The organism is Bacteroidia bacterium (assembly GCA_039924845.1).
Classification (GTDB): Bacteria; Bacteroidota; Bacteroidia; order DATLTG01; family DATLTG01; genus DATLTG01.
The window spans coordinates 1-22,293 of sequence record JBDTAC010000086.1 but is presented as its reverse complement, the minus strand read 5'-3'; the positions used below and the strand labels follow the sequence as shown (position 1 = coordinate 22,293).

Genomic DNA, 22,293 nt, shown 5'->3' with positions numbered 1-22,293 from the left:
TTGGATTTCAAATTAGGAAAGAATTAGATGAAAAATTACCTAATTTTGTAAGCAATAAAATACAAGTAAAATTAGTATATTCGTACTGGAATTTATGAGATAAACGGGACGTTTAGTTACCACATTTAACAAAAAATGAAGCATAAGAAAATTATATTGACATCTTTTATAATTACTTCATTGTATTTTTCAACATCCTGTATTTGGTCTTTTTATGGTTTTATGGATGCAACTAATGAAAATTTATTTAGACAGATATTTGAAATGATTTATACTTTGCCCGCTATTATTATTTTTGGTGTTGGTTATACTGTGCTGGTAATGGATGGGAGTATTTAGCAGTGTTTGTGGTTTTTTTAATCATATGGGTAATAATAACAGGGCTGACATACGCATACTATGGAATAAAAAGGAAATAAACAAAAAAAAGCCGATTGCATAACGTCTCCCTTCTCCTTTGGAGAAGGGCTGAGGATGAGGCTCTTTAACTATAAAAAAATAAATTTTTCAAATGCAAATAAAAGCCTTTACATTAAATCCTTTTCAGGAAAATACATATATCATTTTTGATGAAACCAAGGAATGTATTATTGTAGATCCAGGTTGCAGCAACGCATCTGAAAAAAAAATTCTCAGCGATTACATCGAAAAAGAAAAATTAAATCCTGTAAAACTCATCAACACGCATTGTCATATTGATCACGTTTTGGGAAATAAATTTGTTTCTGAAAAATATAAAATTGGTTTAGAAATTCATTCAAACGAATTGGAAATTTTACATTCGCTGGAACGAGTTGGACAAATGTACGGAGTAGAAACAGAGCCTTCTCCGGAACCGATTCAGCTTTTAACTGAAAGCGAAAAAATAATTTTCGGGAACACTTCGCTTGATATTTTATTTACGCCTGGACATTCGCCAGGAAGTATTTCTTTTTACAATAAAGCGAAAAAAATACTTATTTCGGGAGATGTTTTATTTTATGGAAGCATTGGTAGGACAGACCTTCCGGGAGGAAATTACGAAACACTTATTGAAAGTATCAAAACAAAATTATTGATTTTGGAAGATGACATAACCGTTTATTCAGGACACGGAAAACCAACCACCATTGGTTTTGAGCGAATGAATAATCCGTTTTTGGTTTAAGAAGCATTAAGCTTTTTTCAAATTTTCCAACATCAAATTTTCTACTTCATCGCTGTCCCATTTTTGCTCAATATTTTCGAGCTTCATCACTTTTTGCATAATGCGTTCTTGTTTTTCACCTTCGCGTAAAGCAGTAGAATAGCGTATTTGCGGATTGTACGTAACCATCGAATAAAGTGGAATCCATTTGTCAGGGTGCTTTTGACTGAAACGCGCTTCAATTTTTTTCTGTACTAAAAATTTTGGATCAGCCGTTTTATCGCGCATTTCCACAAAATTCATAATCGCTAAATCGGCAATGGCATCGGCATCCGGTTTACGTAAATTTTCATATTCGTGAAAAATAGTTTCCCAATTTTCAGCGTATTTTTCCATCAAATTATTTAACACTACACAATCTTCAAAACCGCAGTTCATGCCTTGTCCGTAAAACGGCACAATGGCGTGAGCCGCATCGCCAATCAAAGCAATTTTTTCGTCAAACGTCCAAGGAAAACATTTTACAGTAACCAAGGAAGCAACTGGATTTTGCTTGAAATCTTGTAACAATGTCGGCATTAGCGGAACGGCATCTGGGAATTCTTCGTTAAAAAAATTGAGAATTTGTTCATCTGTTTTTAATTTTTCAAACGATTTTTCTCCTTCAAAAGGAAGAAATAAAGTACAAGTGAAATTCCCGTCTAAGTTCGGAAGTGCAATCATCATAAAGCTTCCACGAGGCCAAATGTGTAAAGCATTTTTTTCGATAAGAAATTTTTCATTTTCACCCGGCGGAATAATTAACTCTTTATAACCTGCGGAAATATAATGTTGGTTGTATTCAAATCGGTCGCTGTGTAATTGCATTGCCAAGCGTGAAGCGGAAAAGGCGCCATCTGATCCAAAAAGCAAATCACTTTTTTGTTTCGTTATTTTTTTTGTTTCGGCATTTTCAAATTCTGTTTCCAACGCGTTTTTATCAATGTGCGTGCAACGTTCGTCAAAATAAATTTTTACGTTTTCCTGTTGCTCCGCCAAATCTATTAAGCGCATATTTATTTCGGCACGCGAAACAGAATAAATTGCTTGATTCTCTTTTCCATAAGGTTGATAAGCCGTTGAACCATCTTTGTGATGAATAAAACGCCCGTACATCGGAATGGCAATCTTTTTTATTTCATCCGCAATTCCAATACCTTCCAAACCTTTCCAACCTCTGTCGCTCAACGCGAGATTAATAGATTTTCCGGCAGACAATTGTGATTTTCGCATATCCGATCTCCGTTCGAAAAGCGATATTTTATGTCCGCGCTTTGCCAAATAAATGGATAATAAAGAACCTACTAATCCTGCTCCAACAATGGTTATTTTCTTACTCATTTTTTATTTTTTACAAATTATTTTTCAAAATTTCTCCGAATCTAAAAACATCTTCAAACGAATTATACAGCGGAACGGGAGCAACACGAATCACATTTGGTTCGCGCCAATCCGCAATTACTCCGGCTTGTGTTATTTTGTTGAACAGTTCTTTTCCGCGTCCATGTGCGATGATAGAAAGTTGGCACCCTCTTTGTTTTTTATCGCGTGGCGTAATAATTTCTAATTTTTGTAGCAGCGATTGATTGATTTCATCCAACACAAATTCTAAATATCCCGTTAATTTTTCTGATTTTTTTGTGAGCGCATCCATTCCTACTTCATCAAAAATAGCAACAGCAGCTTTGTGTGCAGCCATTGATAAAACAGGCGCATTGCTCATTTGCCAAGCTTCGGCAGTTGGCATCGGAACAAATTCTTTTTCCATTTTAAAACGCGAATTTTTATCGTGCCCCCACCAACCTGCAAAACGAATTGTCTCCGGATTATTCAAATTATTTTCGTGAATAAAAACGCCCGAAACGCCACCTGGACCAGAGTTTAAATATTTGTAACTGCACCAACATGCAAAATCAACATTCCAATCGTGCAACTGCAATTTTAAATTTCCGGCTGCGTGCGCCAAATCGAAACCAACAACAGCACCAGCTTTGTGTCCAGCTTCGGTAATTGCTTTCATATCGAACACTTGTCCGTTGTAATAATTAACACCGCCAATTAAAATCAACGCCAAAGAATTTTTATTTTCTTCGATGGCTTTCAACACATCTTCGTGCCGAATGCAATGCTCGCCTTCGCGCGGAGAAACTTCAATAATCGCATCATCTGGATTTAATCCATGAAATTTTATTTGCGAAGTCAAGGCATATTGATCGGATGGAAATGCTTTTGCTTCGCACAAAATTTTATAGCGCGTTTTTGTAGGACGATAAAAACTCACCATCAACAAATGTAAATTCACCGTCAATTGGTTCATCACAATAATTTCTGTAGGATTTGCGCCCACAATTTTTGCGAGCGGTTTCGCAAATTGTTCATGATACGAAAGCCAAGGATTTCGTGCGTGAAAATGTCCTTCTACACCAAAAGTAGCCCAATCTTCCAACTCATTCAAAATAGCATCTTGCGTAGATTTTGGTTGTAGTCCGAGTGAATTTCCTGTAAAATAAACTACTTCGCGCCCGTGCATTTGCGGGAAATAAAATTTTTCACGATAAGAATTTAAAGCATCTTCTTTGTCTTGCTGCAAAGCAAATTCAAGCGTATTTTTATAGGTCATCAAAAAAATATTTTTTGGAAATTTAAAATCGTGTTTATGAAAATTTATACGCCTCAAAGATATATATTTGCAGCCTAAATTGATAGCACTTATGAAACGGGAAAAATCAGCGGAACTTTTCGAAAAAGCAAAAAAATATTTTCCGGGCGGAGTGAATTCTCCAGTACGTGCTTTCCGCTCTGTTGGCGGAACTCCTTTGTTTATTGAAAAAGGAAAAGGCAGTAAAATTTGGGATGCTGATGGAAATGAATTTATAGATTATTGTTGTTCTTGGGGTCCCTTAATTTTAGGACACGCGCATCCAAAAGTAGTGGAAGCAATTAAAAAAACCGTTGAAAAAGGAAGTTCATTTGGTGCGCCTACGGCACTCGAAAATCAGTTGGCAGAAATCATTTTATCGAATAATAAATATGTTGAAAAAATTCGTTTTGTCAGTTCCGGAACAGAAGCGGTTATGTCTGCTATCCGCTTGGCGCGAGGTTATACAAAACGAAATAAAATTTTAAAATTTGAAGGTTGTTATCACGGACATAGTGATTCCCTATTGGTAAAAGCTGGTTCAGGTTTGGTAACGTTCGGAAATACTTCGTCAGCTGGCGTTCCCGAAGCATTTGTGAAAGAAACAATTGTGGTACCGCTCAACAATAAAAAAGCGGTGGAAGAAGCATTCGCTCAATTTAAAAATAAAATTGCGTGTGTAATTATTGAACCGATTCCTGCCAATAACGGATTGCTTTTGCAGGATAAAAGTTTCTTAGAATTTTTGCGAAACATTTGTACCGAAAACGAGACATTATTAATTTTTGATGAAGTGATAAGCGGTTTCCGCATTGGGTTTGAAGGTGCTGCCGGTCATTATAAAATTGCTCCAGATATTATTACGTACGGAAAAATTATTGGTGGTGGAATGCCAGTTGGAATGTATGGCGCGAGTGCGGAAATAATGAAAAAAATTTCGCCTGATGGAGATGTGTATCAAGCAGGAACATTATCCGGAAATCCAGTGGCAATGGCAGCAGGAATTGTGCAATTAACTGAATGTTTGAAGCCCAATTTTTATCAAGATTTAGAACGAAAAACACAATTTTTAATCGCAGAAATTAATTCCAATTTAAAATTAGAAATAATCAAAATAAAAATATTTTCTATTGGAAGTATTTTCTGGATTGCCTTTACCGACAAGGAAAAAATTCAAGCTGCCGAAGATATTGATGCAGAGAGTATGTTTCATTTTAAACAAATGCACGCATTGCTTTTAGAACAAGGAATTTATTTCGGACCTTCTGGTTACGAAGTCGGATTTGTCTCAGAAGCCCACACAGAAGATGATTTGCTGAAATCGGCAAAAATAATTGCAAGCATTTTAGCGTCTTTGAAAAAATAATTTTTCAAATGCAAAAACAAGATCGGATACGAAAAGGAATTAATTTTCTGGCTCCGATTTACCAAAGTTTAGCCCATTTATTTTTTGGAAAAAAAATTTTCGAATCGCAAATTTATTTTTTGTCAGAAATCAATAAAGCCTCGTCTGTATTGATAATTGGTGGGGGGAATGGAAAATTATTAATCGAATTGTTAAAACAAAATACAACTACAAATTATTATTATTTGGATGTTTCTGACAAGATGATTTCGGAAACAAAAAGACGTGTCGAAAAAAAGTTTCCTAAAAAAAACTATTCTATTATTTTTCATTGCGGCTCCGAAAAAGACCTTCCGAAAAATTATTTTTTCGATTTGATTATTACGCCTTTTGTACTGGATTTTTTTTCTGGAAACGAATTACAGCAAATGATGCAGCGATTGGATGAAAAATTATCTCCGCAAGGGAAATGGTTATTTTGTGATTTTCATATTTCAAAATCTCCGCGTTGGATGTATTATTTTTCGAAATTAATTGTACGATTGTTGTACTTTTTTTTCAATATCTTTTGTGCGCTTGGCGTAACGGAATTGCCTTGCTTCGAAAAATATTTTTTCGACTTGGGTTATTGTTCTATCTCAAAAAAATATTTTTTGAAAGGCTTGATTATCGCTCAATTATATACGCGGCAATAATTAAAAAGCATTGCACAATCATCATGCCTTCAACAGCGAAAGAAAAAAAATAATCGCTGCTGCTTTTTTTTGTTTTTAAAATTGAAATGGAAGTTGGAACAATAGAAATAATCAGTGCTACAGCGTATAACGAAGACATTTTCGGCAATATAAAAAGTTGTAAAATGACGCATCCCGCGAAAGCGGCAAGGCTATAAATTGCCATTTTTTTAGCGCGCGGAATACCAAATAAAACAGGTAAGGTTTCAATATTATTTTGTCGATCGTAATCCACATCGCGAATGTCGAAGGGAATGGTAATGGCGAAAATAAAAAGCATTCGGCGAATGAAAATAAAAATGATTTCTGGACGAAGAAGCGCTGAAAGATTAGCGTATGCAACTACGGGAAGTACAACGGTAACTAAGCCGAGAACGAGTGTTATCAAAAATATTTTTAGTCCGCGTATATCGCGCAAGCGAATCCAACCGCGCTTTGTTTTTATAAACGGAACGGTGTATCCAAACGAAATTCCGCCAATCGGAATCAGGCATAGAAAAGTCATCCAATTGATATAATAAATTAAGGAAAAAATTTCTCCCGCCAAAGCGAAAAAAAAGACAAAACGAAAAGCAATTTTATTTTCAAGAAGCCATTGGTGACGAGGAGGCAATGCAAAATCAGAAACCGAAGTTTTCATCCGAAATATTCGATGAAAATCGTATAAAAAAAGGGTTGAAAAAAAAAGAAAAATAGGAAATTTAAAATCAGAAATGGTGTGTTTTGTAATAAGTTGCGTTTCAAAAACCAAGCTGACTACCGATAATGCTACGAAAATATTTGTAAACAGAACAAAATCGGTTATTTTTTTCATCGCACAACATCTCTCCAAGAATTATTTCACATATTTTATCCCTACAAATATTCCGACAGCCAAGCCAATTAGTCCGCCTTTTAAAACATTGAAAGCTCTTTTACTGCGGGCAACGCGCTCGTATCCCATAATGTAGGTATCGTGTTTTAAATATTCGATGTTGGAAACCGTTTCATGCCGAATTCGAACTTTTGGAATTCCAGACGCAATAAAAAAAACAAAAACGGGTACAGGAGCTAAAATGCTTGCGACCAAACCTCCTCCAAAACCACTAACACCGCCGCCTACCGTTGTCCACCAAGGCTTAAAGCCTTTGCGCGCATCTTGTTCTCCTTTGATAAAATAGCCCATTTCCGCTACTGTAAAATAATTTTCCTCCAATGAATCTTGCTTATAATATGTTTTTTTTGTGCCGTTGCCGAAATTAATTTGGTAAATACGGTCTTTCTCGAGTAAAATATTTTTTTTATTGCCGTTTGGATTTTTGAGTGTTACTAAACCATTCAGCGTGTCCACAATATGAGTAACAAATTGTTTCCCGTTTAACAATAGAATGCTGTCAGTGGAAGCGCTGTAGGATTTTTGTTGTGCAGAAATAGCAACAGAAAACCCGAAAAAAAAGCAGAAAACGAATAAAAAAAAGTTTGTGTATTTCATCTCTTCGAAAAAAAATTTCTTGGTAAAGCTAATCAATTTGATAAATAGCTGCGAAAAGTACTAATTTTTGTTTTTAACAATGAAATACAAATTGCAATTCTCATTATCTTTGTGCTTCTTAAAAAAAAGGAAAACATGATGAAAGATGTATTTGCTGCGCGCCATAATGGTCCGCGCAAAAATGAAATAACACAAATGCTGAAAAAAATTGGCGTACAATCGCTGGATGAATTGATTGATCAAACGATTCCCGCGAACATTCGCTTAAAAAAACCGCTTGATTTAGCTGCAGGAATGAGCGAATACGATTATCAAAAACATTTGCGCGTTTTGGCTTCCAAAAATAAAGTTTTCAAATCGTATATCGGATTAGGTTATTACAATACGATTATTCCAGCGGTGAATCAACGAAATGTGTTGGAAAATCCGGGTTGGTACACCGCTTACACACCTTATCAGGCAGAAATTGCACAAGGTCGTCTGGAGGCTTTGCTTAATTTCCAAACCATGATTATGGATTTAACCGGAATGGAAATCGCCAATGCTTCTTTGTTGGATGAAGCAACCGCCGCGGCAGAAGCAATGACCATGTTGTATAATAATCGTTCGCGCGAAGCAATGAAAAATGAAGCAAATCAATTTTTTGTTTCGGACGAATGTTATCCGCAAACCATTGATACACTTAAAACACGCGCACTTCCATTAGGAATTGAATTAATTATTGGCGATGTCAAAAAAATAAATTTCAATAAAAAAATGTATGGCATTTTGTTGCAATATCCAACAGCTGATGGAATTGTAAATGACTACGCAGAATTTGTAAAAATCGCAAAAGCAAACGGGTGTGCTGTTGCCGTTGCTGCTGATATTTTAAGTTTGGTTTTATTAACGCCTCCTGGCGAATGGGGCGCAGATGTGGTTGTTGGCAATACGCAACGCTTTGGTGTGCCGATGGGTTATGGTGGACCGCATGCGGCATTTTTTGCTTGTCGCGAAGAATACAAACGGATTATTCCAGGACGTATTATTGGCGTGTCGCAAGATGCGCAAGGAAATGCGGCTTTGCGAATGGCATTGCAAACACGCGAGCAACACATTCGTAGAGACAAAGCAACTTCCAATATTTGTACCGCTCAAGCTTTGTTGGCGATTATGGCAAGTATGTACGCAGTTTATCACGGACCAGAAGGTTTGAAGGGAATTGCGGAACAAGTGCATCTAACGGCTGCTACTTTAGCAAGCGAATTAAAAAAATTAGGATTTGATGTTTCTTCGGAAAATTATTTTGACACGATTAAAATAAATAATATCAAACCTTCTAAAATAAAAATTTTAGCAGAGACTGAAAAAATAAATTTTCGATACCTCGAAAACGCACTTACTATTTCGGTAGATCAAACCACCAATACTGAAGATGTAAATGCGATTGTGCAACTATTTGCAAAGGCTTCTGGAAAAAATATTTCTGAAATCTCTGAAAAAAACATTTTTGATCAAACAGCAAAAATTAAGTACAGAAAGTCTTCTATTTTAACACATCCTGTTTTTAATAAATATCATTCCGAAACAGATATGATGCGTTATATAAAACGTTTGGAAAATAAAGATTTGTCGCTCACGCATTCGATGATTTCCTTAGGTTCTTGTACGATGAAATTAAATGCTGCGTCGGAATTGTATCCAATTACTTGGAATGAATTTGCGAACATTCATCCCTTCGTTCCTGTGGATCAAGCGCAAGGTTATCAGGAAATAATTGCTGAATTGGATAGAAATTTATCTGAAATAACTGGCTTTGCAAAAATGAGTTTTCAGCCGAATAGTGGCGCACAAGGCGAATATGCAGGATTATTGGTAATTCAAGCGTACCATCAATCACGTGGCGATGCGCATAGAAATGTAGCGTTGATTCCAGCAAGTGCACATGGTACCAATCCGGCAAGTGCAGCTATGGCAGGAATGAAAATAATTATTGTAAAGTGTGATGTAAAAGGGAATATTGACGCAAACGATTTGCGTGAAAAAGCCATTGCTAATAAAAATAATTTATCATGTTTAATGGTTACTTATCCGAGCACACACGGCGTTTACGAAGAAAGTATTATTGAAATTACGAATATTATCCATGAAAATGGTGGACAAGTTTATATGGATGGCGCCAATATGAATGCGCAAGTTGGTTTAACAAGTCCAGGAAATATTGGTGCAGATGTTTGTCATTTGAACTTACACAAAACATTTGCAATCCCGCACGGTGGCGGCGGTCCGGGAATGGGACCAATTGGTGTGGCAAAACAATTAGTGCCGTTTCTTCCGGGACATGTGCTTATTAAAACAGGTGGTGAGAAAGCGATTTCGGCAGTTTCGGCAGCACCTTACGGAAGTGCATTGATACTTTTAATTTCGTATGGTTATATTAAAATGCTTGGTAGAGAAGGCGTAACTGAAGCAACTAAATTAGCGATATTGAATGCCAACTACATCAAAGAATCATTAAAAAATAATTATAAAACACTTTACAGTGGAAAAAATGGACGTTGTGCACACGAAATGATTTTGGATTGTGTCGCGTTTAAACGCGAAGCAGGAATAGAAGTAGGCGATATCGCAAAACGATTAATGGATTATGGATTTCACGCGCCAACGGTTTCGTTTCCGGTACATGATACTTTAATGGTAGAGCCAACCGAAAGTGAATCGAAAGAAGAATTAGATCGTTTTTGCGAAGCGATGATTTCCATCAAAAAAGAAATTGATGAAATTATTTCGGGCAAAGCAGACAAGGAAGATAATGTTTTAAAAAATGCGCCTCACACAGCAAAATCCGTGATAACTGACACTTGGGCGCATTCATATTCGCGCGAAAAAGCGGTGTATCCACTAACATGGGTAAAAGAAAGTAAATTTTGGCCAAGTGTAGCGCGTGTGGACAATGCGCATGGCGATCGGAATTTAATTTGTGCCTGTCCGCCAATAGAGAATTATCAGACAGAAAAAGAATTAGCATAATTTTTTTGTTAAAAAATTTGGACGTAATTAAACTCTGACTATATTTGCACGTCAATAGAGAATTAAAAAATAATTAAAATCAAACAAAACTAAAAAAAATAAAACATGAAAAAATTAATTACTACTGTTGTGGCTGTATCCTTGGGTCTTGCCACGTTCGCACAGGAAGTAGCTCCTTTGCATCTCGCTACTCCTAAACTTTACAAAGCACACAGCATAACACCTGTGAAAGCACAAAGAAGAAATCACCAGCCTCCTTCCACTCAAGGAGCAACAACTGTTTACATCAATTATGAATCAGCAGATTCGATTTTGTACACAGCTGGTACTTACATGGCATTTGCATGGAACATAAATGCGCATTACAAATGGCCTGCAGATAGTTCTGCAACAAATACTCCGTTGAATTATTTCCTAACTGCATTTGACTCTATTTATGATTCTAACAATCAAGTAGGTTATGCACAAAAAGTAGTTAGTGGTTTAGTGGTAGATTCAATTTATATCAGTTTAGGACAAAGCAATGCTTCTGGAATGGCTGATACTTTAGTTGTTAGTTTAATTCCTGTAAATGCAGGCGGTTATCCTACAGGAGCGCCAATTGCAGTAAATCCAATGATAATCCCTCCAAGCTCTCCACTTACTGGAAATTGGCTTCAGCAAAGAATGGTTGCTTTTGGATTTAACCAAGCAATAACAGGAGCAGCTAAATTTGCAGTACAAGTACAATATTTTGGAAGCAAAATGGATACACTCGGTTTTGTAGCTGGATTCGGATCTATTACTTGTAGCAGTAGTCCATACGCAGTAACAACACTTTACAACCCTATTAAAACACCAGCAATCACGGTTAATAGTTTTGTTCAATTTGCACAATTTGCTACTTACGGTCAACTTCCTAACGCTGCAGGACAAAATATTGGATATACATGTGGTACAACACAAGAACCAACATATATTCAGGATATCCGCATGGTAGCAATGGTTACTTTTAACAACACTACTGGTATCAATGATGGTCGTACTATCGAAGGCTTAACATTAGGACAATGTTATCCAAACCCTTCAACATCCACTGCAACTATTGGTTATCAATTAGCTGATGCAGCAAAAAATGTTGATTTGAAAGTATTCGATGTAACAGGAAGACTTGTTATGGATATGAATCAAGGTGCAGAAGTTGTTGGAAAACACAGCATCCAAGTAAACGTAGCTAATTTAGCTGCTGGTACTTATTATTATTCTTTGAAAGCAGACGATCACAGATTAACCAACAAAATGGTTGTTGTGAAATAATTTTTTAATAGATTAAAAAGGGCTTCGAAAAATTAATTTTTCGAAGCCCTTTTTTTGTGCCTTTATTTTTGGTTCATTAAATATCAATAACCGTTTTGGAAAAATAGTTTACCTTTGCAGAAATTCTATTTTTAAACTAAATAAAACCCCCTATGAAAAAAATTACATTATTAACTGCGAGCATTGCTTTTAGTACGTTTGCCTTTGCGCAACACAAGCCAGAAGCAAAACTATCAAGCACGGCGAAGCACCACAAAACAACAACTCCGTCTGCTCATTTTTTGAAAAAAAATACGCCTCCTGCTACCTTGGCTGGGGCAATATGGTCGGATGATTTTTCCGTTCCATCCAAATGGGTAAGATCAGGAAACGCACTTACTGCAGATTCTGTTTACGGTAATTGGCAAATTGGAACTGCTGGACCAACCAACTCTGGGGGTTATGGTATCGGAAAAATAAATTCTACTACAGCAGCCAACGGTTTTGCTTGGTTTGATTCTAACCAAGATTGCAGCGGCAACGAAATAGCAGATTTAACTACTGCAAATTCAATTAACTTATCGGCACACGCAAATGTGCGTTTGGTTTTTCAAGAGTGGTATAAACGATTTTCAGACAGTACTTTCGTCTTTGTAAGTAACGATGGTACCACTTGGGTAAAATATCCAGTAAATGCAAGTATGGTCGGAAATGCGTATTGCGGAGGTGGAAACGGAGTGAATCCGACAACGTTAAAAGTAGATATTACACCCACTGCGGGAGGACAATCTACCGTATGGATTCGTTTTGAGTTTTACAGCCCGAGTTCTTTAGCTAACGGTCCAGGATGTGGTTATTCTTGGGAAGTAGATGATGTATCTATCATTGACAAACCAGCAGACGATATGGCATTGAATACTGCCTATTCTGATTTTTCGTATCAAAATGGAGGTTTTTACACACAAACACCAATGAGTCAAGTAGCTCCGATTACATTCCGTGGTGCTTTGTTTAACTCAGGTGTGAATACAGAAACGAATGTGATATTGAACGCAAATGTTTCCGATGGTTCTACTTCTGTTTTTAATCAATCTTCTCCGGCTATAGCCAGTTTCCCATCTTCAATGGCAGATACAGTAGCAGTTCCAACTACTTTTACACCGTCGGCTGTTAATGGCAAAAGCTATACTACTACTTTCAGCGTAAGTCAAACTCAAACGGATTTGGATAGCTCTAACAACATCATTGTAGGAGATCGTTTTTCTATTTCAGATTCTGTTTATGCACGTGATAACGGAGACACTACAGGTGTTGGATTTATCAGTCCAGCTCAGTTTACAAATGGTAATGTTGATGGTTCTCAATTGGCTAATTTATTTTATTTCCCAAGCGGAGCTACAGCAACGTCTATTTCTGTTTTTGTAACGGATTCTTCTGCAAACGGATCATTCTTTTCTCCTGTATTATTAGACAGTGCGTTTAATAATATAGTTACCGGAAATCAATACAATGTTGGCGGGCCTTCTACTACTAAACAGTGGGTTACTTTGCAAATACCTCCTACTGTACTTACAGCAGGAACAAAGTATTTTGCGGGTATTTTAGTGGGAGGTAATTCTTCTGGTAAAGTAGCTGTTGCGAATGATGCGGTTACACAACAACCAATACAAACATCATTTGTTTACATTGCTGGTGGCTCAACTCCAAGCTGGGGATATATAAACAACGTTCCTTTTATTCGCTTGAATATTTTAGCCCCATTGGGAGTTCCTGAACTTTCGTCTAATGGAAATTTGAAATTGTATCAAAACATTCCAAATCCTGCCAATCAAACAACGGCAGTGAATTATGAATTGGTTAATCATTCTGCTGTTTTTATGAGAATTTACGATGTTACAGGTAAATTAATGATGACTGTAAATCAAGGCGATCAATTAGCTGGAAAACATTCCATCCATTTGAATGTAGCTGGTTTGCCAAATGGTGTTTATTCTTACACTCTTTATGCAGGCAATGCTTCTTTAACAAAACGTTTGGTGGTAGTGAAATAACAACCCGTTTTGTCCTTAAAAAAGCGTCTCGAAAAATTAATTTTTCGAGACGCTTTTTTTACGCACATTTAGTTTTCTACATTTGCAGCTTACTTCTAATTACATGCGAAAGATATTCTTTTTATCCTCTTGTTCTACTTGTCAGCGAATTATCAAAGAGCTTGATTTAGCAGCTGATAATTTTATTTTTCAAGATATAAAAAACGAAAAAATAAGTCCAGCCCAATTGGATCAATTAAAAGAATTGAGTGGCAGCTACGAAGCTTTATTTAGTCGCACGGCGATGAAATACAAAGCCTTGAATTTAAAAGAAAAAGCGCTCAGCGAAAAAGAATATCGCAACTATATTTTAGAAGAATATACGTTTCTAAAACGTCCTGTTATTGTGGTGGATAATCGTATTTTTATTGGTAATGCCAAACAAACCATTGCTGCTGTAAAAGCAATCCTATAATGAAAAACAACGCTTTAAAAGCTCATCTGGCATTGTTTTTTGTAACTATTTTTTACGCTGCCAATTATACCATTGCCAAAGAAGTAATGCCCGATTACATTCGTCCGTTCGGGTTTATTCTCGTGCGCGTAGTAGGCGCCACATTTCTGTATTGGTTGTTTTCACTTATGTACAAAACAGTGAAAATAGAGAAGAAAGATTTTCCGAAATTAATGTTGCTCGGACTGTTTGGAGCCGCCGCCAACCAATTGCTCTTTTTTAAAGGATTAAATATCACAACGCCTGTTAATGCGTCCATTATTATGATTTCGAATCCGATTATAGTAGCCTTATTTTCCGCCTTTTTCTTAAAAGAGCGCATCTCTTCTCGGAAATTTTCCGGAATACTGTTTGGCATTATCGGCGCAACTATTCTACTACTTTTCAAAAAAAACTTTTCTTTCGGCTCCGAAACAATTAAAGGCGATTTATTGGTATTGTTGAATTCCGTCTCTTGGGCTATTTACCTTGTACTCGCAAAACCTTTATTGAGGAAATATCCGGCAACAGCCATTATGAAATGGATGTTTTTATTCGGAATGATTTACGTTATTCCGTTTGGGTATTCCGATGCGCTGGCGGTACATTGGGCGCATATCTCTCTTTCCGTTTGGTGTTGTATTTTGTTTGTGGTAGTGGTAGTAACCTTTATTACTTATTTTTTAAACACCTATGCCTTGGAAAAACTAAGTCCGTCCATTGTTAGTTCGTATATTTATTTACAACCTGTTTTCGCAACCTTAATCGCTTTGTTTTTCGGGAAAGACGAATTGAATCTCCTCAAAATAATTGCAGCTATCTTTATCTTTTTTGGCGTTTACATGGTGAGTAAACCCAGTGTCCCACAACCGAAAATACCTGTTTGAAAAATAATTTTTTCAAACGATAAAATCAATATCTCCCAAAAACTATTTATTGAAAAGCAAATGAATGTTGATAATGGAATCCGTTACAGAAACCGTATTCACCATTGCTGCGGTGGTATAATTGTACTCCGAAACGGTATTCTTAGTCGCTACAATTACTTGATTGTTTAAGTCGTCGTACAACAAGTGATACGCGCGTGCATTGGTAATATATGCCGTTAAACTGTTGATGGAATATTGGTATTTATAAACCGTGTTGTTATCGCAACCCAGCAGCCAATCATCGGCATCAATGGCTACGGCAGAAAGCAGTTTTCCCGCGGGTAATGTTTGCGGACTGTAAAACACATTGTTATTGATGGTGTATAGTTCCATTACGCCCTGCCCGGCATTGTTACCGAATACGAAAATATCGTTATTGTCTTTCGGACAAATGGCAATGGCGTTCATTGGCATCGCAGCTTCTTGTAAATTAGCCCCAAAGGGGCAATAATAGGTTACTAATTTGTAGGAAGTACCTGTAATGTATTTCTCCGCAACAAATAACATCCCATTTTGTTTGTAAAGCTGTGTGCCATAATAGTTGGGGTCGGCAGTTGCTGAAAAAGCCTGCATTCCGTTTGCATCATAGGCGTAAATTTGTCCGTTATAGAGCGGCACATAACTCAAGGTGTCATCGTTGTAAATGCCTTCAAAATAAGGTGTAGAGCCAGAACCCGAAGGATGCGACCATTGCGTGGTGTTTGTAGAAAGGTTGATCGCATTCAAATGCCCTGTGTAACTGCCTGCAATGGTTAATTGCTGATAATAGGAATTCATTACGGAGCCGGAATAATCGGAGAGCAGCGATGTTTGTTGAGCTGCGTGAAACAGGGTATCAATCTTCACTACATTTATTTGGCTGCTGTAAGGTTGTGTAAGGGCGTAAATGCCCATACGTTTGCGTGGCGATGCAATAATGGAAATCTTCTGAAAGCCACTGATAAGGTTATAGCCATCAGAAGCGGTTACGGTAACATAATAAATGCCCGACAACAAGTGCTGTTCAGACAATACATACCTATCGGTGAAGTTCATGTTTTTGGATACTACAGGAATGTTTACAGAGGGCATTACTCGCGCCAATTGTGCGTTCTCTAAGGATATAGAAATACTTGTTAGTTGTGTTTCATCGCTCACCTTAGCGGTTATGATAATGGTATCGTTTACATGAAAGAGTTGATTTGGATAAGGGGAGGAAATCGTAATCACAGGAGGCTGCGAATCGCTTTGGTCTTTGTTACAAGCCACTAATACGGTGCCTAAAATAAAAATGAGAAATATTTTTTTCATCCGATTGCCATTTCAATTACAATAGTAAGCTATTTTATTGAAAAATACACCTCCTCTTTTCATATTAAAAAGAAACCACATCCTTTTAGGATGTGGTTTACAGATACACAAAGCGAATCTGTCAGGTAACAGACTTATTCCCTTTGCCTTTCGGGACGTAGGCATTAACTACTACATTAAAGCCGTACTGGCTAAGCTGCTCCTCTCTACCACGATAGGTAGCTATTAACACATCTCGCATTTTTGAGACGAGGTAACTAATAGTATTCGGAGTACTGGATGTTTGCCCCTTCTCAGTACCCATAGCTGCACGGGCTACTTGCATTTCGCCTTCACTTTCTTCGCGCAGCTCGATGCTGTGATTTCGGGCAACTAACGCGGAATCGATAAGCGATTGCATGTTTGCCAAATCCGCTGGAGTGATTGGACAGCTAACTCCATCAATTGTGCTCTTTTCTAAAATACGTTGAGCGAGACGCAATAAATCTCCCGGCCTATGGCGCGGTACCTTTATTCTTACTGTTCTTTTACCCATTTTTATTTGGTTTAAATTGTTAATATGTCCAAAAACGCGGGTAGCTAATTGATTATTGCTTTGGAGATGTTAAATTTTCCTAAAAAGTAGTGAATCCTTTGTGTGGTTTAGTTTTTAAGGCTTCTCTTTTTGCTAAATGTGCCTATAGTTCAGATGAATATGCCTATAAATCATCTGTGTATGCCTATAATTCAGGTGGGTATGCCAGTAAATCATCTGTGTATGCCTATAATTCATCTGGGTATGTCTATAAATCATCTGTGTATGCCTGTAATTCAGATGTGCGTGCCAGTAATTCAGGTGGGTATGACTATGCTTCAGATAACTTTGCCTTGCGATAAATTGGAAGTGGCTTTGGGTCTATTCAGCAAATGGGGACTGTTATCTATTTCCTATTTTCACACCCATTACAAGGATGTCGTCTGTTTGTTCCATTTCCTTTCTGTACTCGGTTATAAATTTATCTAATGTATTACCTTGTTGTTGCATTGTTTGGTTTTGGATGGATAAGAGTAATTCTCTGAAACGCTTTTTAGTCAATTTCTTTTCTCCTTCACCGCCAAACTGGTCGGAAAAACCATCACTAAAAATATAAATAGTATCACAAATGTTTAATTTAAATTCGTGGTTGGTGAATGGTTTGTTGTTTTCACTTTTGCCTATCGGTTGTTTGTCTGCACGAGTTTCTATTAGTTCGTTATTCTTAAATAACCACAATGGATTGTTAGCACCCGACCATTGTAATGTTTTTGTTTTTGGATAATAAGCACATAGCGAGATGTCCATTCCATCTTTAATATCATCTTCACTTTTGCTAAAGTTTTCTTTTACTAATTCATTTGTTTTATCAAGTATTGCAGATGGTTTTGTTAAACCAAACTCTCGTACTGCTCTGTTAAGTGCATTATGACAAACAACCGAAACCATTGCACCTGGCACTCCGTGTCCTGTACAATCACAAGCGGCAAACAAAACTAAATCCTCTGTAGTTTCCATCCAGTAAAAATCTCCTGCTACTATGTCTTTGGGTTTGTAAACGATAAATGAGTTTTCTAAATATTGTTGAACAATACGATTAGAAGGTAGTATGGCTGTTTGTATTCTTAAAGCATAATTAATACTTGCAGTTATTTCTCTGTTTTTCTCCTCTACCAACTGTTTTTGTTTTTCTACTTCCTTTTTTTGTTTTGTAATAAGCACATTGTCTTTTCTTTTTCTTCGGTAACTTCTATAGCTTACACCTGCAAGTATTAATACTAATGCAAAGCCTCCAATAAAACCATTGCGTATTAATGCTTGTTTTTTTTCTTCTTCTCCTACTTTTGCATCTTTTTTATCCTGTTCTGCTTTTGTAGTGGCTTCCTTTATATCAAACTGATATTGCATTTGAGCTTGTACTATTTTTTTGGTGTTCTCTTCATTCACCAAACTATCGCGGTAGAGGATGTATAATTTATGATGCAGGTAGGCATCTTTCCAGTTGCCGGTGGCGCTGTCTAATTCTGACAAACAGATGTAACTTTGTTTAATATATTCTTTACTTCCTACTTCAATTGCAAGTGAACGCCCCTGAAGCAAGTATTTTTTTGCTTCAGTAAATTTTTTGAGTTTAGTATTTACTTTTCCAATATTAATATAACAGGTAGCACTTCCATGTTTGTCGCCAATTTCTTTATTTATGTTTAAAGCCGTAAAATAATTCTTTAAGGCATCGGGATAGTTGCCTTGATTGTCATAATTATCTCCGATGTTATTTTCAGCAACAGCAATTGTTTTTTTGTCGCCAATTTCTTGAGCTATTTTTAAAGCAGCAAAATAATTTTTCAAAGCAGCAGGATAATTGCCTTGATCGTCATAAACAAGTCCGATGTTATTGTATGTAAGATCAATTATATTTTTATCGCCAATTTCTTCTTCTATTTTTAAAGCTGCAAAATTATTTTTCAAAGCATCCGCGTAATTGCCTTGTTCCAAATTAATAATTCCAAGATTAATGTAACAGCTACCAATTCCATGTTTGTACCCAATTTCTTTATATATTTTCAGAGAAGCGAAATGATTTTTCAAAGCTTCAGGGTAATTGCCTTGGTTTCTATAAACCATTCCGATGTTATTGTATGAGCTTCCGATTCCTTTTTTGTCGCCAATGTCTTCTCTTATTTTTAAAGCTGCAAAATAATTTTTCAAGGCATCAGGGTAATTGCCTTGATCATCATAAATAACTCCGATGATATTGTAAGCATTTGCTATTCCTTTTTTGAAATCAACTTTTTCGGAGATAGCCAAGGCATCATCAGCATTTTGTTTTGCTTTGGCGTAGTCGCCTGTGTTCATTAGCTTCCAGCTTAAACTATTTAAAATATTTACCTTCAGGGTATCGCCTTTGTCATAAGTAGTTTTATTTGATGCAGTACGTTTGGCATCGTAGTTTTTTAATGCTGTTTGCAAACTGTCAAGAAGTGTTTCGCCTTCTTTGGTTTGTGCATTAAGGTTGAGATTCTGAAACAAGTTCAGTACGACTAAAAGAAGCAATAAATATTTTTTCATTCTTGTTTTTAAGTTACGTTTAGGTCACGGTAGCATTGCCTGAGCAATTACATCTATTACATTATAAAAAGCGAGATAGTCAACAAAAAAATTTTCGCTTTACGTTTCAAAAATAAGGCATATTTTCCTTGCAACAATATAGATTATTAAGTTCGAGAGTTTTAAGTTGTTAGGTTGGTAAGTTTGTAAGCTCAAATAGCGGCATCGGATTTCGAATTAAAGAGCTACGTTCTTTTTCAAGTCAGAAGAACATAAGTAGCAATTTATTCTTTTATTATCTTTTTGGCTTAATCCAAAAAGAAAAAAAAATCAAGAAAGCATAATTCCTCACACACAAGCAACACGGCATCGTATGCTTTCATTGCCAACACACGTTCAAAAAATATTTTTCGAAAATACTTTTTCGGTATCGGATTCCTAATAAAGGAGAGGTTTTTAAAATGTAATGAGAAATCCAAGCCATCCGATGTCGGTTTTAAATCCTTCATTATTTCTTCTCCTTCGGAGAAGGTCCGGGAAAGAGGTTGAATGTAACAATGGCATCGGATTTCGAATAAAATTTTAGCAAAATGAAAGCGTGATGAATTCGGGAAGTTCCGAACGGATGTGAGGAAATCACCCGATGAATAGCTTTCAGGAAGCTAAAATGAAATGAGAAAGCCAAGCCTTGAATTTTTCTTTGCTTCTTTCATTTGTTTGTAAGACAAAAGAAAGAAGATGTAAAATTAATTCTATTGGATGTTTTTTCTATCCTTCAATAACAAATTACGTTGTTCGAAAATATAGCTTGTGTTTTTATCAGCAAACCAAACAATGGGTTTTAAAACTCCGAATATGTTTAGAATGATACCAAGTATAATCCCAATTAAATAGTCTTTATTGGTAACCAAATGATCATTATAAATGATTGTTATAAAAAAATAAATGCAAGGCGCAAAAAGTAGCCAACAGGTTGCCATTCCTGCATTATAAAAAGTTTTCCCTTTGATATTAAAAAGAAATGTATGTGCAATTATATTACCAAATGAAATCAGCATGGTAGCTATACATAACCAAATGGCTTTTTCGGAAAACAGCGCTGCAAGTGAATACAATAGCCAACCTAAAACTACATTGATATAAAGAGCCGTGTTTGAGTTTAAAGGGTAGCGGTCGGGCATTTCGCTTTTAAACATTGCCGTATTTATCATTCCTGGAAACGTTCCTACAATTCGATATTCTTCTAATTGATGGAAAAAAAGCGTAACCAAACTTAGCCACATTAAAAGTTGAAAGTTGGAAAGTGTCTTAAAATTGAAATAGATAAATAGCAAAGTTATAATGGCTAAAAATCCTCCAATGTCAAACCAATGCTTTCTTAAGAAATTCATATTATTCGAGTTCTAATTATAGATTAGAATGTAGGCGTTTAATGACGTAGCAATTAATAGCCACAAAAAGTACGGCATTATAAGCGTAGACTTTATCTTTAAAATGGAATGATAATAAACGAGTATGAATCCAATTAAAAGAGTGAGTAATGTAATAACAATGAGTCCAAATAAAACATCGTGAAATTGGAAAAAGATGGGATTCCACGAGATGTTTAACATCAATTGGATAACATAGAGAGCAATAATCAAACTCTTGCTTACAGAGTATTTCCACAAGCTGGACATATAAAAAGCGAAACAAATCATAATCAATGTCCATGCTGCACCAAATACCCAACCAGGCGGTGTCCATGGAGCTTTGTTTAAATGAATGTACCATTCAGAAGGAACGCCCTTGCTTGTAAAAAGTCCGCCTAAGCCCAAAGCGGCAAAGTTCAGTAGTAGAAATATAATAATTCTTTTCATCTTTTGTGATTTAGATTATTAATACATTATTTCATTTCTTTCGTTCAACGTAGCGTCTCGCTACGCTTTCTTTTAACAAGGCTTCGAGCCTTATTTGTAAGTTTTCCATTTTATCATTACTGTTTCTATTTCCAATAATCCTTTTTCTCCTGCATAATCTTTTGCACTTGAATAGCTGTATTCTTCTGGCTTTTCAACAAGACCTGCTCTAACAGGATTATTATGAATGTAATCTAACTTTTGTTCCATAAAATTATTGGAGTAGATGTGTTCTGCATGGTTTTCATGTGTCCAAAATTGATATTCCGAATTTCTTTTATGCTTAAATGCAGCATCTTTAAATAGTTTTAACATCCATTCTTTTCTACTTTCATTACAGCTATTTATTTCTTCTATTATTTTTTTACTTGTATAGCTTTTAAAATCTCTTAGAATTGAACTAAGCTCTTCTTTTTGACTGCGGACTAATAAATGAATGTGATTACTCATTATAACCCAAGCATATACTTGAAGCTCTTTGTTCTTTTGGCAATATGCCAAATTTGTGATGATTATATCTCGATAGCATTGTCTTGTAAAAATATCCACCCACTTTACCACTTGTAGTGTAATGAAATACAGCTGATCTTGTTCTTTTATTTGATAACCTATTGTCATTTTTATCTCAAAGATACAAGTATTGATTTTATGAAATATATTTCGGCAAGGTGCCGATTAATAAAAGCGTAGCGAGACGCTACGCTTAACGAAGTCTGTTATTTATGTTAGAATTTGTCAATCGTTTTCTGATTGTGAATTATTTCCATCTCGTTTCTTTCCACTTTTTTTGTTCTTCTTTCGAGAGAAATGTCCAAGCTACAATTCGAGTAGATTTATTACCCGTTTCCATCGGGATTGTTTTTACTTGAAGTGCATTCATTTCTTCCAATACCTTGTAAATTTCTTTTAGATTCGAACTTTTAGAGACTAAGGTTGAAAACCATAAACAGTTTTT

Annotated in this window: 21 protein-coding genes; 10 read left to right on the top strand and 11 right to left on the bottom strand. The window is 36.1% G+C overall.

Features of this window, described 5'->3' with window-relative positions:
• The first annotated feature begins 135 nt into the window (after positions 1-135).
• Both ABIZ51_10125 and ABIZ51_10120 read left to right on the top strand, forming a co-directional pair.
• The gene (locus ABIZ51_10125) at positions 136-339 is read left to right on the top strand and encodes a hypothetical protein (protein ID MEO7089136.1); all 204 of its coding nucleotides are present in this window, start codon (positions 136-138) and stop codon (positions 337-339) included.
• Between the two features lie 172 nt (positions 340-511).
• Positions 512-1,147, top strand: coding sequence for an MBL fold metallo-hydrolase (locus ABIZ51_10120; GenBank protein ID MEO7089135.1), 636 nt, complete (start codon positions 512-514; stop codon positions 1,145-1,147).
• 6 nt (positions 1,148-1,153) lie between these two features.
• Here ABIZ51_10120 and ABIZ51_10115 read toward each other — a convergent pair whose 3' ends face one another.
• Both ABIZ51_10115 and kynU read right to left on the bottom strand, forming a co-directional pair.
• A complete protein-coding gene (locus ABIZ51_10115; GenBank protein MEO7089134.1) occupies positions 1,154-2,506 on the bottom strand; it encodes an NAD(P)/FAD-dependent oxidoreductase in 1,353 nt (450 codons plus the stop codon).
• 10 nt (positions 2,507-2,516) lie between these two features.
• On the bottom strand, positions 2,517-3,785 hold the full coding sequence (kynU, locus tag ABIZ51_10110) for a kynureninase (GenBank protein ID MEO7089133.1): 1,269 nt from the start codon (positions 3,783-3,785) through the stop codon (positions 2,517-2,519).
• 91 nt (positions 3,786-3,876) lie between these two features.
• Here kynU and hemL point away from each other — a divergent pair, with 91 nt between their 5' ends.
• Together hemL and ABIZ51_10100 are read left to right on the top strand one after the other, a co-directional pair.
• Positions 3,877-5,169 carry a glutamate-1-semialdehyde 2,1-aminomutase gene (hemL, locus tag ABIZ51_10105; GenBank protein ID MEO7089132.1) on the top strand — a complete coding sequence of 431 codons (1,293 nt, stop codon included), beginning with the start codon at positions 3,877-3,879 and terminating at the stop codon, positions 5,167-5,169.
• A gap of 8 nt (positions 5,170-5,177) precedes the next feature.
• Positions 5,178-5,843, top strand: coding sequence for a class I SAM-dependent methyltransferase (locus ABIZ51_10100; protein ID MEO7089131.1), 666 nt, complete (start codon positions 5,178-5,180; stop codon positions 5,841-5,843).
• On the opposite strand, the gene ABIZ51_10095 is transcribed toward ABIZ51_10100, so the two are convergent.
• Positions 5,815-6,522 carry a UbiA family prenyltransferase gene (locus tag ABIZ51_10095; protein ID MEO7089130.1) on the bottom strand — a complete coding sequence of 236 codons (708 nt, stop codon included), beginning with the start codon at positions 6,520-6,522 and terminating at the stop codon, positions 5,815-5,817. The two genes, ABIZ51_10100 and ABIZ51_10095, sit on opposite strands and share 29 nt — an antisense overlap.
• Before the next feature lie 195 nt (positions 6,523-6,717).
• Positions 6,718-7,353, bottom strand: coding sequence for a hypothetical protein (locus tag ABIZ51_10090; protein MEO7089129.1), 636 nt, complete (start codon positions 7,351-7,353; stop codon positions 6,718-6,720).
• 135 nt (positions 7,354-7,488) lie between these two features.
• On the opposite strand from ABIZ51_10090, the gene gcvP reads away from it, so the two are divergent.
• The 5 genes from gcvP (at position 7,489) to ABIZ51_10065 (ending at position 15,047) form a co-directional block, all read left to right on the top strand.
• The gene (gene gcvP / locus ABIZ51_10085) at positions 7,489-10,362 is read left to right on the top strand and encodes an aminomethyl-transferring glycine dehydrogenase (protein ID MEO7089128.1); all 2,874 of its coding nucleotides are present in this window, start codon (positions 7,489-7,491) and stop codon (positions 10,360-10,362) included.
• A gap of 105 nt (positions 10,363-10,467) precedes the next feature.
• The gene (locus ABIZ51_10080; protein ID MEO7089127.1) at positions 10,468-11,658 is read left to right on the top strand and encodes a T9SS type A sorting domain-containing protein; all 1,191 of its coding nucleotides are present in this window, start codon (positions 10,468-10,470) and stop codon (positions 11,656-11,658) included.
• 152 nt (positions 11,659-11,810) lie between these two features.
• Positions 11,811-13,688 carry a T9SS type A sorting domain-containing protein gene (locus tag ABIZ51_10075; GenBank protein MEO7089126.1) on the top strand — a complete coding sequence of 626 codons (1,878 nt, stop codon included), beginning with the start codon at positions 11,811-11,813 and terminating at the stop codon, positions 13,686-13,688.
• 103 nt (positions 13,689-13,791) lie between these two features.
• On the top strand, positions 13,792-14,142 hold the full coding sequence (locus ABIZ51_10070; GenBank protein ID MEO7089125.1) for an ArsC/Spx/MgsR family protein: 351 nt from the start codon (positions 13,792-13,794) through the stop codon (positions 14,140-14,142).
• A complete protein-coding gene (locus ABIZ51_10065; protein MEO7089124.1) occupies positions 14,142-15,047 on the top strand; it encodes a DMT family transporter in 906 nt (301 codons plus the stop codon). The genes ABIZ51_10070 and ABIZ51_10065 overlap by 1 nt, the downstream gene beginning before the upstream one ends.
• Before the next feature lie 42 nt (positions 15,048-15,089).
• Here ABIZ51_10065 and ABIZ51_10060 read toward each other — a convergent pair whose 3' ends face one another.
• Complete coding sequence (locus ABIZ51_10060; GenBank protein ID MEO7089123.1) at positions 15,090-16,379, bottom strand: hypothetical protein; 1,290 nt, start codon at positions 16,377-16,379, stop codon at positions 15,090-15,092.
• 121 nt (positions 16,380-16,500) lie between these two features.
• Positions 16,501-16,914 carry a hypothetical protein gene (locus ABIZ51_10055; protein ID MEO7089122.1) on the bottom strand — a complete coding sequence of 138 codons (414 nt, stop codon included), beginning with the start codon at positions 16,912-16,914 and terminating at the stop codon, positions 16,501-16,503.
• Between the two features lie 98 nt (positions 16,915-17,012).
• On the opposite strand from ABIZ51_10055, the gene ABIZ51_10050 reads away from it, so the two are divergent.
• Entirely contained in the window at positions 17,013-17,255 is a 243-nt protein-coding gene (locus tag ABIZ51_10050; protein MEO7089121.1) for a hypothetical protein, read from the top strand.
• Between the two features lie 40 nt (positions 17,256-17,295).
• On the opposite strand, the gene ABIZ51_10045 is transcribed toward ABIZ51_10050, so the two are convergent.
• From ABIZ51_10045 to ABIZ51_10025, 5 genes are all read right to left on the bottom strand, one after another.
• Positions 17,296-19,461 (bottom strand): tetratricopeptide repeat protein, encoded by a 2,166-nt coding sequence (locus ABIZ51_10045; protein MEO7089120.1) that lies wholly within the window; start codon positions 19,459-19,461, stop codon positions 17,296-17,298.
• Positions 19,462-20,192: 731 nt separating this feature from the next.
• Positions 20,193-20,831 (bottom strand): HXXEE domain-containing protein, encoded by a 639-nt coding sequence (locus tag ABIZ51_10040; protein MEO7089119.1) that lies wholly within the window; start codon positions 20,829-20,831, stop codon positions 20,193-20,195.
• A gap of 12 nt (positions 20,832-20,843) precedes the next feature.
• The gene (locus tag ABIZ51_10035; GenBank protein ID MEO7089118.1) at positions 20,844-21,299 is read right to left on the bottom strand and encodes a TspO/MBR family protein; all 456 of its coding nucleotides are present in this window, start codon (positions 21,297-21,299) and stop codon (positions 20,844-20,846) included.
• A 90-nt stretch (positions 21,300-21,389) separates the two neighbouring features.
• The gene (locus ABIZ51_10030; GenBank protein ID MEO7089117.1) at positions 21,390-21,956 is read right to left on the bottom strand and encodes a transposase; all 567 of its coding nucleotides are present in this window, start codon (positions 21,954-21,956) and stop codon (positions 21,390-21,392) included.
• Between the two features lie 139 nt (positions 21,957-22,095).
• Positions 22,096-22,293: RlmF-related methyltransferase (locus ABIZ51_10025; GenBank protein ID MEO7089116.1), on the bottom strand; the 198-nt coding region annotated here is incomplete at its 5' end.

Excerpts from the sequence above, each read along its gene's own strand:
- ABIZ51_10040 (MEO7089119.1), bottom strand. The coding sequence starts at position 20,831 with ATGAATTTCTTAAGAAAGCATTGGTTTGACATTGGAGGATTTTTAGCC.
- hemL (MEO7089132.1), top strand. The coding sequence starts at position 3,877 with ATGAAACGGGAAAAATCAGCGGAACTTTTCGAAAAAGCAAAAAAATAT.
- ABIZ51_10075 (MEO7089126.1), top strand. The coding sequence starts at position 11,811 with ATGAAAAAAATTACATTATTAACTGCGAGCATTGCTTTTAGTACGTTT.
- ABIZ51_10070 (MEO7089125.1), top strand. The coding sequence starts at position 13,792 with ATGCGAAAGATATTCTTTTTATCCTCTTGTTCTACTTGTCAGCGAATT.
- ABIZ51_10065 (MEO7089124.1), top strand. The coding sequence starts at position 14,142 with ATGAAAAACAACGCTTTAAAAGCTCATCTGGCATTGTTTTTTGTAACT.
- ABIZ51_10120 (MEO7089135.1), top strand. The coding sequence starts at position 512 with ATGCAAATAAAAGCCTTTACATTAAATCCTTTTCAGGAAAATACATAT.
- ABIZ51_10060 (MEO7089123.1), bottom strand. The coding sequence starts at position 16,379 with ATGAAAAAAATATTTCTCATTTTTATTTTAGGCACCGTATTAGTGGCT.
- ABIZ51_10125 (MEO7089136.1), top strand. The coding sequence starts at position 136 with ATGAAGCATAAGAAAATTATATTGACATCTTTTATAATTACTTCATTG.
- kynU (MEO7089133.1), bottom strand. The coding sequence starts at position 3,785 with ATGACCTATAAAAATACGCTTGAATTTGCTTTGCAGCAAGACAAAGAA.
- gcvP (MEO7089128.1), top strand. The coding sequence starts at position 7,489 with ATGATGAAAGATGTATTTGCTGCGCGCCATAATGGTCCGCGCAAAAAT.
- ABIZ51_10045 (MEO7089120.1), bottom strand. The coding sequence starts at position 19,461 with ATGAAAAAATATTTATTGCTTCTTTTAGTCGTACTGAACTTGTTTCAG.
- ABIZ51_10055 (MEO7089122.1), bottom strand. The coding sequence starts at position 16,914 with ATGGGTAAAAGAACAGTAAGAATAAAGGTACCGCGCCATAGGCCGGGA.
- ABIZ51_10115 (MEO7089134.1), bottom strand. The coding sequence starts at position 2,506 with ATGAGTAAGAAAATAACCATTGTTGGAGCAGGATTAGTAGGTTCTTTA.
- ABIZ51_10080 (MEO7089127.1), top strand. The coding sequence starts at position 10,468 with ATGAAAAAATTAATTACTACTGTTGTGGCTGTATCCTTGGGTCTTGCC.
- ABIZ51_10090 (MEO7089129.1), bottom strand. The coding sequence starts at position 7,353 with ATGAAATACACAAACTTTTTTTTATTCGTTTTCTGCTTTTTTTTCGGG.
- ABIZ51_10095 (MEO7089130.1), bottom strand. The coding sequence starts at position 6,522 with ATGAAAACTTCGGTTTCTGATTTTGCATTGCCTCCTCGTCACCAATGG.
- ABIZ51_10100 (MEO7089131.1), top strand. The coding sequence starts at position 5,178 with ATGCAAAAACAAGATCGGATACGAAAAGGAATTAATTTTCTGGCTCCG.
- ABIZ51_10035 (MEO7089118.1), bottom strand. The coding sequence starts at position 21,299 with ATGAAAAGAATTATTATATTTCTACTACTGAACTTTGCCGCTTTGGGC.
- ABIZ51_10030 (MEO7089117.1), bottom strand. The coding sequence starts at position 21,956 with ATGACAATAGGTTATCAAATAAAAGAACAAGATCAGCTGTATTTCATT.